Source organism: Clostridium sp. JN-9 (genome assembly GCF_004103695.1).
GTDB lineage: Bacteria > Bacillota > Clostridia > Clostridiales > Clostridiaceae > JN-9.
Genome location: NZ_CP035280.1, coordinates 420,686 through 433,978, shown reverse-complemented (window position 1 = coordinate 433,978; position 13,293 = coordinate 420,686). Strand labels below are relative to the sequence as shown.

Here is a 13,293-nt window from a genome sequence, read left to right as displayed (position 1 = left end):
ATTTACATTCCAGTATGGTTATATAAAAACAATGGTAATAAATTAAAACTTATGTGTGCAACTGCAATTTACATTCCAGTATGGTTATATAAAAACCTCCAGTTGTTATTACAGATTTAGAAGTTGTAACATAATTTACATTCCAGTATGGTTATATAAAAACAGATGCAATAGATGGGGATATACGTGTGACTATTGTATTTACATTCCAGTATGGTTATATAAAAACGGTGTAGGAAATGAAAACAATATGAATATTGATACATTTACATTCCAGTATGGTTATATAAAAACTGCAACAGCATTAGCTAGTGCTATAACGTTTATAACATTTACATTCCAGTATGGTTATATAAAAACCAGGAGGTTGTAAAAAACGCTCCTCTTCAACTTTAATTTACATTCCAGTATGGTTATATAAAAACGCTTAGTAATCCTAATAGTCCTACACAACTTAAAAAAATTTACATTCCAGTATGGTTATATAAAAACTAAAAACTTAAAAGCCAATACTCCTGTTGTTTTGGAATTTACATTCCAGTATGGTTATATAAAAACTATGTTTGCAAAATCCTGCGAGGATACGTTTCCTAAATTTACATTCCAGTATGGTTATATAAAAACAATTGAAAATTGGAGTAAAACAACATTAGATCAATTATTTACATTCCAGTATGGTTATATAAAAACTGTTCATTCTTTTAGTCATAAAAGCAGAGTTACTAATATTTACATTCCAGTATGGTTATATAAAAACTTCTAAAACATTATATACATCATCAAAACTTGTTTATTTACATTCCAGTATGGTTATATAAAAACAAGGGAAAACTTGTGAATTCTCTCCAACGGAGCTAAATTTACATTCCAGTATGGTTATATAAAAACTGATTTAACTTTGCACATGCTTGAAATGTATGAGGTATTTACATTCCAGTATGGTTATATAAAAACGATGTACTAACATATAAAGTATATTATTCAACAGAATTTACATTCCAGTATGGTTATATAAAAACGAGAGCTTGCAATTTATAAGACGATTTTATAAAGTATTTACATTCCAGTATGGTTATATAAAAACCTTCCGGTGCCACCATAAAGAATATTATATTTTTTATTTACATTCCAGTATGGTTATATAAAAACCTCTTTATTATAGTCTATGACTTTATTAACTTGTGATTTACATTCCAGTATGGTTATATAAAAACGCAACTGGTGGAACAGATAAAAAAGGATTATTTTAATTTACATTCCAGTATGGTTATATAAAAACTACTATTGGATGAAATTGAGAATAAAGAATTATCAAATTTACATTCCAGTATGGTTATATAAAAACCTTATGACGAATTACAACAAGAATTGCTTCAAGCACATTTACATTCCAGTATGGTTATATAAAAACAAGCGGTGATGTTGCTGGTAATTTACAAAATGAGATATTTACATTCCAGTATGGTTATATAAAAACTTATTTCAGTGGTAATTAGACGAATGCAGCTAATACATTTACATTCCAGTATGGTTATATAAAAACGCAAGTCCTGTTTTTGTGGATAATTTTCCATTAAGCATTTACATTCCAGTATGGTTATATAAAAACGAGCATATATGGATGGTGAAGATAGGTGGTTACAACATTTACATTCCAGTATGGTTATATAAAAACGGATACCCATATTGTGAGACTAACCAAATAGTAACATTTACATTCCAGTATGGTTATATAAAAACCTGCCTGGGTGAAACAATGATTAAGGTTACTGAGGCATTTACATTCCAGTATGGTTATATAAAAACCTTCATCCTGCTGTCTTTGCTCTGCAGGACTTGTCTATTTACATTCCAGTATGGTTATATAAAAACTTACACCACGAAGTGCTTTTTCTTCGGCATTGCTTAATTTACATTCCAGTATGGTTATATAAAAACTGAGATACTTGTATTATAGCATAGTAGTCTCAGAGATTTACATTCCAGTATGGTTATATAAAAACGCACCAGGTATTGAAACTAAAGAAAAGTATTTTCCATTTACATTCCAGTATGGTTATATAAAAACGAATCCATAATCCTTTTGCAATTTTTCTGTGCTGTAATTTACATTCCAGTATGGTTATATAAAAACTAAAAAAAGATGTTGAAGCTGCAGCAGATGGAAATAATTTACATTCCAGTATGGTTATATAAAAACAAAGCATCAGCAATTCTATATATTGTTTTTAATGAATTTACATTCCAGTATGGTTATATAAAAACTAAATCCTCAACTAAGTCAATACAAACTCTTTTGAAATTTACATTCCAGTATGGTTATATAAAAACTCCTAGTGCTTCTGCAACATCTTTTCCTATAAACCAATTTACATTCCAGTATGGTTATATAAAAACTTCCCCATCATAATAGCGCTGCATATTTAAATAGCCATTTACATTCCAGTATGGTTATATAAAAACAATGAAAATCTGACTGATCCCAGAGATATATATGAAAATTTACATTCCAGTATGGTTATATAAAAACCCTACTATAATTACCTAATCCATCCATGCTGATTTTATTTACATTCCAGTATGGTTATATAAAAACGTACATTCTCAAATCGTCAGTGGTTACAGTTGCTAAATTTACATTCCAGTATGGTTATATAAAAACGGAGGTACTTTATGACAGTTGATGAAATTATAGAATATTTACATTCCAGTATGGTTATATAAAAACCAAGATATGTATTTAACTTCACTTTATAAACTTAGAAATTTACATTCCAGTATGGTTATATAAAAACTTCTAACCTTTTTACTATAAAATCCGCTATTAGTATATTTACATTCCAGTATGGTTATATAAAAACTCTATATGGATTTCATTACTCATATCAATTTCATCTATTTACATTCCAGTATGGTTATATAAAAACTCCATTAATAAAGCTTCTAAGAAATCCTTCAGTGTTATTTACATTCCAGTATGGTTATATAAAAACCACCTGCTTTATACAAGCATGGCTTTATTGCATTAAAATTTACATTCCAGTATGGTTATATAAAAACACCTGATCCTGCAACAGTAACCACAAATCCATCCATATTTACATTCCAGTATGGTTATATAAAAACGCCTTTACTATTTGTGGAAGCGCTGCGACTAATTGATTTACATTCCAGTATGGTTATATAAAAACGGATTATATGATGATTTTAAAAATTGTAATAATTAAATTTACATTCCAGTATGGTTATATAAAAACAATATGCGCTATAATCGGATTTTCCATTGCTTGTACATTTACATTCCAGTATGGTTATATAAAAACCAGAAGAATTTAAGGCTGAGCTGGACAGGGTTGGACATTTACATTCCAGTATGGTTATATAAAAACTCAAGGCTTATGTATTGGCCAAGCTCTTCATGTGAATTTACATTCCAGTATGGTTATATAAAAACGTACCAAAAGTATTTTTTACACCTTGAGGTATAATTCATTTACATTCCAGTATGGTTATATAAAAACAAAAACTACAGTATGGACATTTACTTACGATGTTGAATTTACATTCCAGTATGGTTATATAAAAACTCTCTTGCATCCTCAGTCCTTACATCATCCTCAGACATTTACATTCCAGTATGGTTATATAAAAACTATATTTGCAGCAATAATATCCATAGCTGTACTTAAATTTACATTCCAGTATGGTTATATAAAAACGCCGATTTTAGTGCTATTGAGGCAAGAGTTATTGCAATTTACATTCCAGTATGGTTATATAAAAACCTCAGTAATATCTCCACCCTGACCTCCTGGCTTATATTTACATTCCAGTATGGTTATATAAAAACAGGTGGCTGTAGAAGGCCCTAAATCACTACATCCTACCCACCCTTTCTGTCGGTAATTAAATTTTATATTAAAAAATTAAATATTTCAAATAAAAATTCATAAAACCATTGTAAATTCAATAAATTCACATCTGTCTACCTTATAGCAATTTTACATTACTGGAGGTAGACAGACTGTATTAAAAACATTAGAAAAAATTAGATGTTTTATCATCTTCTTGACCCCAAAACTCTTTCTTCAACCATTTTTGATCTCTACTCTTAAAAATAATTATTGAATCCATATCTTTTCTGATGTAAGCATTTAGCTCTAGCTTAAGTTTTTGCAACAATGCTGAAGTTATATCACCTTCAAATACTGATTTTTGTACATGTGTCAAATATTTTTTACATATTTTAAATATATTCCTTGATACTCTTGCACCGCCTTCATCCAAAACTATATCGTAAACTAATATAACATACATAGAATTACCACCACATCCTAAATCCTTCGTATTTTTTCTCTCCTATTAAATGCTTAATTAATTTATAACACTCCAATCTTATTAAATATCTATATGATACATTTCTTCCAAGTGTTTTATGCTTAATAGTTTGATTAAGTTTTTCATCATATTCCTGTAAAATTCTCTTTCTACCTTTTTCTTTTAAGTATAAAAAGTTTGATCCTTTATCAAAATCATCTTCTGTTATAATGTTTTTATTTAATAAAGAAAATATGAGTCTGTCTGCAATGAGAGGTTTAAAGATTTCTGATATATCTAGGCATAGCGAAAATCTTCTTTCACCAGCACTATGTAAATAACTGATAGTAGGATTTAACTGAGTTGTATAAATTTCAGATAAACAGCTTACATATACAAGGGAGTTGATAAATGAAATAAGTGTGTTTATCATATTATCTGGTGGCCTCTTCGTTCTTTTATCAAAATTTATCTCTTGATTTACTATAGTATTCCACCCGCTATAATAAACCTTTCTAATATTCCCCTCAACTCCTAAAAGTTCAGAAACACTCTTTGTACTATCTATAAATCCCCTTAATCGCTTTATTTCATCAATCTCGTTGTTTAAATCTTTACCTCGCTCATTATAATATCTTAGATTTCTTAAAATATTATAACTTGCAGCTTCAACAAAACTTTGCGCTATTTCAACTCTCTTTGTCTCATCTATATAATTGGTTACCTGCTCAATCAATAGTTTGCCTGAAACATTAGTTTCTTTTGGATAGAAACTGCCTGTATAAAATCCATAATAATTAAAGAAGTGAACAGGTACATTCATTTGTCCAAGATAATTTATACATTTAGTATTTACAGAAACTTCACCAAATAAGTAAATATCTCTAGTCATTTCTATTTTCAAGTCTTTATACCTACCATCAGCAGTACTTAATCTTATTACATTATCTTTTCTTTTAAGCTCACCATTTGCGAATAAATAGTAACTTTCAGACATATATATCACCCACCTAAATATAACAGTATTCAAAATATGCACATTTCCTGCATATTTTTTCATTAATTACTGGAGGCATGTTCTTCTGTAAAGCTATATTTTCAATCTCAATAAGAATATCATGAATTTTTTCTTTATCTCCTTTTTCTAATCTGACTTCTTCCCTTTTCCTAAGTGTAGGGTAGTCGAGAATACCTTTTTCTATTTTAATTCCTCTTTCATTTAAAAAATAGAGATAATATTTAAGCTGCCAAATTCCCGCTTTCTCTATACTTTTACTCTTTTTCACTTCATGAAGCATTTTCCAATCCTTTATAAAATCAATATTTACAGTTTCATCAATCATAACATGCTTACTTTCCCTTTCATAACTATTTTCATCTATAAGCTTTCCAAGCATTACATCTTCATTTGTATTTTCCATTGTTATATCATTATAAAAACACCAGAGCTTCCTATGGCAGACAAAATAGTAATAAAACATGCTCCCAGTTATTTTCTTCAAGTAATATTCCTCCTCGTATAATAAGTTTATAGTCAGTTAAATGACTGCTATAAACTTATTTATTTTTATATTTTAGTATAGATAAGAAAGTATCTATGTTTTTCTGTGGGGATTCCCCCAATTCATTATTGCTATCTATTTTACATTCCTATCTATACAACTTACATTAACTATTTATAAAGGAATTTCCTAATGCTAAAATAGTCCTAACGGACTTTAGCGAAGGTTACTGCTGTATTCTCCTGCAAAACATATTGTTATTGCCTAGAAAGCTTGCAGCCTGACCAGAGTATCAAATTCTGCTTACACAAATGTTGCATCTCCATTCGTAGCCACCAGCAAGGTATTTCGCTTGGTTGAATGCTGATTACGCGAGGTTGCAGTCAGTACTCTGGATTAGGATAATTCCTTTTCTAATTTCCTCATTACTTTCGAAAGGTGGTGATTTCATGAAGAAAGTAGATTACTTATCAACTCTATTTGTTGGTATCGATATTGGTGCGAGACAAAATGTTGTCTCTGCAATTAACTTTGAACAGGAATTTTTTATTAAAATGAAACCTGTTCCTAATACACAATCTGGTGCAGAACAACTAGAATCCATGCTCGTCAAGATACTAGAAAATAATATATTTAAGGTTACTATTATTGGTCTTGAGTCTACTTCATTTTATGGCGTGCATATAGCTAATTTTTTATCTGCAAGTGAAAAACTTGTGCCATATAAACCCTACGTCTACTGTTTGAATCCTAAGGAAGTTGCTAACTACAAAGATTCCTTTAATGCTCTTAACAAAAATGATGGCATTGACTCTTTTGTTATTGCTGATTTTGCAAGAGTCGGCAGGATTCATACTGAGCCTTGGCGTGGTTCTCAATACCTTGCCCTACAAAGGCTTACAAGACACAGGCTTCATATAGTTGAATGCTTAACCAGGGAGAAGACATATATGCTATCAAATGTATTTCTCAAGTTTAGCGAATTTGCTTTGTTAGATGGTGAAGAACATCCTTTTTCTAATAAATATGGTGCCACTGCTTCCTCTATCCTGACGGATTTTTTATCTTCTGAAGACATTGCAAATGCTTCCATAGAAGAACTTGTTGAATTCATCAATACAAAGAGTCGAAAGAGAATTTCTGATCCACAGATGACTGCTAAAATTCTTCAACAAGCTGCTCGTAATTCATATCGCCTTGATAAATGTTTGTATGAGCCATTAACGACTTCAATTGCATGCTCTTTTAACTGTATTCAGGCTTTTGAAAAAGAACTGAGTACTATTAATAAAGCCATTGAGAAAGCGGTTATGGGAATGAATCCTGTGGAATATCAAATTCTCATGTCAATCCCTGGTTTTGGCCCTGTTTATTCCAGTGGTATTCTTGCCGAATTAGGCAGTGTGCATGCATTCCCTAATAATGATGCTATTGCTAAATATGCTGGCATCGTATGGAAAGAAAATCAATCTGGTGATTTCAAGGCTGAAAATACGCCAATGAACAAAGCAGGTAACCGTTATTTACGTTATTATCTGATAGAAGCCGCTGGTAGTGTCATAAGACACGTTCCTGAATATCAAGCTTTCTACCAGAAGAAATTTGCTGAAGTGACTACACATCAGCATAAACGAGCACTCGCGCTAACTTCTCGTAAATTAATCCGTTTGATTTTTGGATTGCTGGCTAAAAATCAACTCTACTCTTCAAATAGAGTAGATTAATTATATAAGACACACGAACATACATTCTGATTTGACTGTATGTTTATTAGGGTTACCCTTTTTTTGAAGAATCATTTCATTTTCTTTTTATTTTGTTCTTGACATATTACCAAATTGCTTTTAAAAAGTAAGTTCAGAATAATCGATTTTTTTACTTTTAAAAACTATGTTTTCAACACCAGTTTTATTATTATAATCGCATTCCAATATTGGAATTTGTTCATATTTGTTCAAATTAAGGGTTTTGCTTTCAGCATTTCTGACAATGCGACCATACAAAGAAACCGTAAATTCCATAATACTATTTCTTGATTTGATTTTTTCTATCTTTAAGGATTTTCTTTCTTTATCAGACATATTCTTATCAAAGGGTTTATTTAAAATATTTTTACAGCTGTTTATTGTTTCAATGTTTTCTTCATAAACCTTTTTAGGTATTATTGTAACAGAATCAATATTTCTGAATCTTTTCTGCATTTCAGTCTTATCCAATTCATAACATTCAATGCTTTTTACATATTTTATATTTTCTATAATGTCCTTATAATATTGGGTTTCAGATAACTTCTCTGTAGTATATAGCTTTGAGACCAATTCTACTTTTGTTTTTTCATTAATTATTCCACTAATATCTTTTATTGCTTCTTTAGAAAATTCAAAAATATCCTTATCTATAAATTTTCCTACTCCACTACATCCTTTTTGACCACCTGTATATACAAAGCAATTATAATCAACATCTAAATCTCTATCCCTATAACATCTCCCCATTCTTTGAAATAAACCATTTAAATCAGAGAGTTCTGTAAATAGCAAATCAAAGTCAATATCCAGTGAGGCTTCTACTATTTGTGTGGCGACCCAGATACCATGAGATTTATTTTTTTTATCACCCATTTCTTGAATTTCACTTTCTTTTATAGCTCTATCCTTTTTAATAAAATTACTGTGCAGTAAGTTCACTTCTTTATCATTAATCTTCTTTACTAACTCCTTATAAATTCTTGTTGCAGCTTTTACAGTATTACAAATAATTAAAATTTTATTATTTTTATATCTTTTAAATATATCTTCTGAGTTTATTTCCTTGTTTTCTATTTTTATACTATGCCTTATCCTATCATTAATAAATACTTTTATGTTTTGAAACTTAATATTTTCTGACCTTAATAAATCTACAACAATATTTGGAAGAGTTGCGGTCAATATTGCAAATTTCCCTCCTAGCTTTGATATATATGAAAGTCCTAGTAATAAATAAGCAAGTAAATCTGAAGAATACATCTGAATTTCATCAATTATAATCTTTGAGTATGAAAGAGTGGCAAGCTTTGGTTCAAAGCCCCTATATCTGTACACGAAGTCAAATATTTGATCTAATGTGCAGATAGTTAATGGAAGAGAGAGTTGTTTGGTCTTTGTATAATAATTTTCCAGATTGATTTCGTCTTTGTTGTCACTTTTTTCTTGTACCTCTATATATTTGCTATACGTTTCCGAATGCAGCATTCCAACCCGATTTTCTATATTTTCAGTAACAATATTTTCTCTTATCCTATTATAAATAGAATTTATTGCACTTTTTAGAGGCAGGGTGAAGAATCCTTTATCCTCACCCAGCCACAACAATCCAGCTTCTGTTTTTCCCATACCTGTTTGTGCAATTACAATAACATTTTCATTTCTATTTTTTATCATATATTCCTGAAGTTCATTCCATTTTAACTTAGAATCCTTTTCTTGCCATCCCTTAAGCAGATTATTTAATGAAGGTTGAAGAAAATCATTTTTATTTTCTACATCAACATAAGCACTTGCAGAATAATCGAGTCTGTTCAACAGCCCTTTGACCATTATATAATTATAAAATGAATCTTCATCGTCATATATCCTGTCATTTTTAACAAAATAAGAGTCCTCAATAGTATCAGCTAAAAATTTATCTTCGCCTAATTTATCATAATGAAAATTATTAAACTGTTCCCTCATGTTTCTTATTTCTTCTTCAACATCTTCAATTTCAAAATCAAAATCTCTGTCATGATGATAAGCTATACTATGAAATAATATTTTAATGTCATTTCTGCTATATCCATAAACTTTCCTTAGCTTTTTGTAATTTATAAATGCCAGGCTTAATACTCCATGTGGTATTTCACCCGGATATTTTTTGCCATGAATCCTGCTTTGAAATTTTAAATTCATTTTTCCTAAATCATGATATAAGCAGGCATTATATAACAATGACCAATTAACTTTAATATTGGGATATAAACTTTTTAACTTTTCATAATTACGCAGTAGATTATTTGTATGAGTTTGTATATCCTCTTTAGGGATTGATTTTGCTAAATAGTTTTCATTCATTTCACACGCCTCATAAAAATTTATATCAGAAATACAACTTTGTTATCTTCGTCCACATAAACCTCATTGTCTTCTAGTGCAGAAAGATTTGTACCATAAACTACATCTTTCTTTTCCCACTTTCTAAAGATTTTAGGTAATTTTTCAGTACCATAATTTATGAGCCTATAGTTTTTAGAAATTTTATATCTTGTTCCAGTCATGCTAATTCCATTTACAGAATTTTTCATCAAAACTTTTTCGTCTTCAATCATATCTAAAGGTATATATGCACCATAATCCTTTTCTAATCTTATGGTAGAATCTAAAACCTTTTTCTCTATTTCTACTACTTTAGGTCCCTCTAATATGGTTGCCAGATCTTCTCTTCTGCCTAATGATGGGTACTCCCTTGGATAAAGAAAAGCATCCCTAATTTCATTTACAAGTGTCTGGTCTTCAGGCACTATGTGAATCAAAAGCTCAACATCTACTAGAAGCTCTGCTGTTGCTATTCCTCGGCATATGCCATACTCATTGACTTTTAACTGGTGCCTAGCCGCTTCATATTTCATTCCATTTTTAAATTCATACCTTGTATATAAATCATTAACTTTTGAAAAATGTTTTCCCTGGACACTTATATTCATTGGTTTATACTCTTCATATCCGCACAGGTTATGAACCATTCCTATTATTGTTGAATATGGAGGCAGAGGATATGTCTCCTTAATCTGAAAACTTGTTGGCTTCTTATAATTCACCATATCCTGCCAAAGTCTTAGCCTAATTCCCTTCATAGTAGTCATCCACCTTTTGCTTAACGATGCTAAAAAATTCAGGCATGGTTTTAGCTTTCAATTCCTCTTTTATCTCATCCCCATTATCAAACTTTCCTTCAACTACCCCACAATAAGTTTCATTTTTCAAATTATCATACATAACCCCTTTAATGTCATTAATTAAGATTTTGTTATCTTTTACATCTACCACATTTTGGAATACCGGATTTTTTATATCATATACGCCGCCAATGACAAACAATGGTTTTAAGTCTTCCCTTCTCCCCCTTATATCTCTATATAAAAAGGCTATTGTATCTAATAATTTATTAACCCTTCTAGCTTTTTCTTTATTTGCAATTTCTATCTTGTATTCCTTGTCAATTCCTATCTGATCCAAATCAGCAGTTATTGTATATCTGTAATATGATTTATGTATTTCCGCCTGAGCAATATTCATATTTTCATTTATTTTATCAGCTTGTCCTTTATTAGTTAGAAAGTCTAAATCTCCTTTAAATGTTTCCAACGATATTGCATTCGATAATCTTACCTTTGCACTTCTTTTTTTCCCTGATGTACTTTTTTCTGTTTTTAAATATCCGAAAAAGTCTATTTCTGGATATTTGTCTATTGTTGCATCTTCACTAAATTGAATTACTTTCTTATCGCCGCTTCCTTCAGCCTTTACGGGGGCAGTATCTTCTCCTAATTGCTCTATAATATTGTATCTTATGGCCTGTCTTGATATATAAGTATACTGATCTCCTTTGTTTCTGGAAATTTTCTTTAATGAAGCTACATTCCCTATTCCTTCGCCATAATTTGCACTCTCAGCCTGAAAAATTACGGTTAATGTTAACCCTTTAGATTTCATAATTATTTCCCTCCATTTTTCTAAAAAATTAATAATCTAACTTTTTATGCATTTTGTGAATCTTTACTTTTCTTTTCGTCAATTAAGCCCGCAACAAAAGCATATCCTATAGTCTTAAATGCATCGTCATCTTTTAAAGCATCTATAAATACTCGCGGAACTTCTTTTCTGACATATAGATAGCAATTAAGTGTTACATCCATAAACATATTTTTATTATCTGTTTTTAATGCATTTAAAAGCCTGTAGCTTATACCTGGAAGCTTGTTATCTGCTTCTTTTGACTTGTATTCTTCTCTAAGGTGATAGCCTGAAGATTTTGATTCTTTTATAATATCTCTCTCCTTATCAACATTTTGCATATAACCCATACCCCCTAACAATTTTTTATTTATATACAATAAACTTTCTACATGACTCATATTGTAGTAACAACTTTCATCATTTGTAAGTTTATATAAAATGGTCTTATGAATTAATGTGTATAGATTTTGATTATTAAAAATCCTTTTTACAACTAATTCGTAAATATTATAATTTATTTTTGCTTCTTTAAAGCCTGCGTTAATTATATGATTTAACTCTGATTCTGACTTGTTTATTGTCTCAATAGTCTTTCTAGCCAAAATGTTAAATCTATAACTTCCATTTTCAAATCTTATAACTTGGATATCTGCCAGCTCATATTTAACATTCTCATTAACTTTTTCATTTATAGAATTGATTAAAGCCCTGTATATGCTTTGGTTAGACAATTTTTTATTCTTTACTAATATATCCGTTTTTATATTATTGTTTATGTTCAATGCTTTTTTAATGCTGAAATTTGCATTAATATAAATTCCCCTATCATACACATAAACCATACCGGCAGGTATACACGAGTATATCAGCTTACAAACTGGACATATAGCTATGTCATTTGTAAAATTCCAAACATGCGAAGACTTTCTCCCTACATCAAATCCCGTTTCATTTAGAAAGCTTAGATCATTATTTAAATCCTTTATTGATTTATTGCATGTAATACAGCTAAATTTATATTTTTTCTTATCTGAATCAATATACTCCATAGCAGGATCTACAAAATATTTTTTATAATCTATATACATATCCTTTTCTTTAGTCTGACGGTTTAAAAAGCATATTCCATCCCAGCTATTTTTAATTACATTATAAATTACATTTTTCCCAGCAAGATATTTCTTACCTCTAACTGTGTTGCAATAATCAATAATTTCACTTATCTTATCAAAACTTTTTTTAACTTCAAGAATTATATCATCCTTTTTATTTTGAAATTCTCCATCATTCTTTGGCTCTTTTATTGTATTTATTTCTTTTTCCTTTTCTAAAATATCAATTTTACTATCAATTAACTCATATACTGATTTATAACTAGCACTTTTTATATAATATTTTATAGTATCCTTAATATATTTGTTTAGCTGCTTCAAAGATTTTAAATTGAAATTGCTAAATTCATTATTTTCAAAATAAGTAATGGTATTTTTAAAATCAACTATTTTATACCATGATAGTGTTTCTTTATATGTTTCAATTAAATAATTGAAGTATTTATTCTCAAATTCATTCAAAACATTCTTTGAGAACTCTACGGTATCTTTACTTACATAACTAATATTCTCTTCGCCAATTATATTAATAAAACCAACTACAGAAGCATTCCACATCCAATCCCCTAATGTAATCCTGATTTTGTCAGTTTCCATATTAGCTTCACC

Annotated in this window: 8 protein-coding genes and 1 CRISPR repeat array (1 of these 9 running past the window's edge); of the genes, 1 reads left to right on the top strand and 7 read right to left on the bottom strand. The window is 29.6% G+C overall.

Annotated features, from left to right (window positions below; genetic code table 11):
- Positions 1-3,850: direct repeats of the CRISPR family, unit length 30 nt; unit sequence ATTTACATTCCAGTATGGTTATATAAAAAC; it reaches 3,158 nt to the left of the window's first position.
- A gap of 188 nt (positions 3,851-4,038) precedes the next feature.
- From cas2 to cas4, 3 genes are read right to left on the bottom strand one after another with little or no spacing between them, the layout of a single operon-like run.
- Positions 4,039-4,317, bottom strand: coding sequence for a CRISPR-associated endonuclease Cas2 (cas2, locus tag EQM05_RS02085; RefSeq protein ID WP_128748476.1), 279 nt, complete (start codon positions 4,315-4,317; stop codon positions 4,039-4,041).
- A gap of 4 nt (positions 4,318-4,321) precedes the next feature.
- Positions 4,322-5,314, bottom strand: a complete 993-nt coding sequence (gene cas1b / locus EQM05_RS02080; protein WP_128748474.1) for a type I-B CRISPR-associated endonuclease Cas1b — start codon at positions 5,312-5,314, stop codon at positions 4,322-4,324.
- A gap of 13 nt (positions 5,315-5,327) precedes the next feature.
- Positions 5,328-5,819, bottom strand: a complete 492-nt coding sequence (gene cas4 / locus EQM05_RS02075; protein WP_243108093.1) for a CRISPR-associated protein Cas4 — start codon at positions 5,817-5,819, stop codon at positions 5,328-5,330.
- A gap of 449 nt (positions 5,820-6,268) precedes the next feature.
- Between cas4 and EQM05_RS02070 the strand changes: the two genes are divergently transcribed.
- Positions 6,269-7,543, top strand: a complete 1,275-nt coding sequence (locus EQM05_RS02070; protein ID WP_128748367.1) for an IS110 family transposase — start codon at positions 6,269-6,271, stop codon at positions 7,541-7,543.
- Positions 7,544-7,663: 120 nt separating this feature from the next.
- On the opposite strand, the gene cas3 is transcribed toward EQM05_RS02070, so the two are convergent.
- From cas3 to cas8a1, 4 genes are read right to left on the bottom strand one after another with little or no spacing between them, the layout of a single operon-like run.
- The gene (gene cas3, locus EQM05_RS02065; protein WP_128748472.1) at positions 7,664-9,910 is read right to left on the bottom strand and encodes a CRISPR-associated helicase Cas3'; all 2,247 of its coding nucleotides are present in this window, start codon (positions 9,908-9,910) and stop codon (positions 7,664-7,666) included.
- A 20-nt stretch (positions 9,911-9,930) separates the two neighbouring features.
- Positions 9,931-10,689 carry a CRISPR-associated protein Cas5 gene (gene cas5 / locus EQM05_RS02060; protein ID WP_128748470.1) on the bottom strand — a complete coding sequence of 253 codons (759 nt, stop codon included), beginning with the start codon at positions 10,687-10,689 and terminating at the stop codon, positions 9,931-9,933.
- Positions 10,676-11,548: a type I-B CRISPR-associated protein Cas7/Cst2/DevR gene (cas7i, locus tag EQM05_RS02055; RefSeq protein WP_128748468.1), complete on the bottom strand. Its 873-nt coding sequence runs from the start codon at positions 11,546-11,548 to the stop codon at positions 10,676-10,678. The genes cas5 and cas7i overlap by 14 nt, the downstream gene beginning before the upstream one ends.
- Positions 11,549-11,592: 44 nt before the next feature.
- A complete protein-coding gene (cas8a1, locus tag EQM05_RS02050) occupies positions 11,593-13,281 on the bottom strand; it encodes a type I-B CRISPR-associated protein Cas8b1/Cst1 (RefSeq protein WP_128748466.1) in 1,689 nt (562 codons plus the stop codon).
- Between the last annotated feature and the right edge of the window lie 12 nt (positions 13,282-13,293).

Coding starts and splice junctions, on each gene's coding strand:
- cas2 (WP_128748476.1), bottom strand. CDS start 4,317: ATGTATGTTATATTAGTTTACGATATAGTTTTGGATGAAGGCGGTGCA.
- cas1b (WP_128748474.1), bottom strand. CDS start 5,314: ATGTCTGAAAGTTACTATTTATTCGCAAATGGTGAGCTTAAAAGAAAA.
- EQM05_RS02070 (WP_128748367.1), top strand. CDS start 6,269: ATGAAGAAAGTAGATTACTTATCAACTCTATTTGTTGGTATCGATATT.
- cas3 (WP_128748472.1), bottom strand. CDS start 9,910: ATGAATGAAAACTATTTAGCAAAATCAATCCCTAAAGAGGATATACAA.
- cas5 (WP_128748470.1), bottom strand. CDS start 10,689: ATGAAGGGAATTAGGCTAAGACTTTGGCAGGATATGGTGAATTATAAG.
- cas7i (WP_128748468.1), bottom strand. CDS start 11,548: ATGAAATCTAAAGGGTTAACATTAACCGTAATTTTTCAGGCTGAGAGT.
- cas8a1 (WP_128748466.1), bottom strand. CDS start 13,281: ATGGAAACTGACAAAATCAGGATTACATTAGGGGATTGGATGTGGAAT.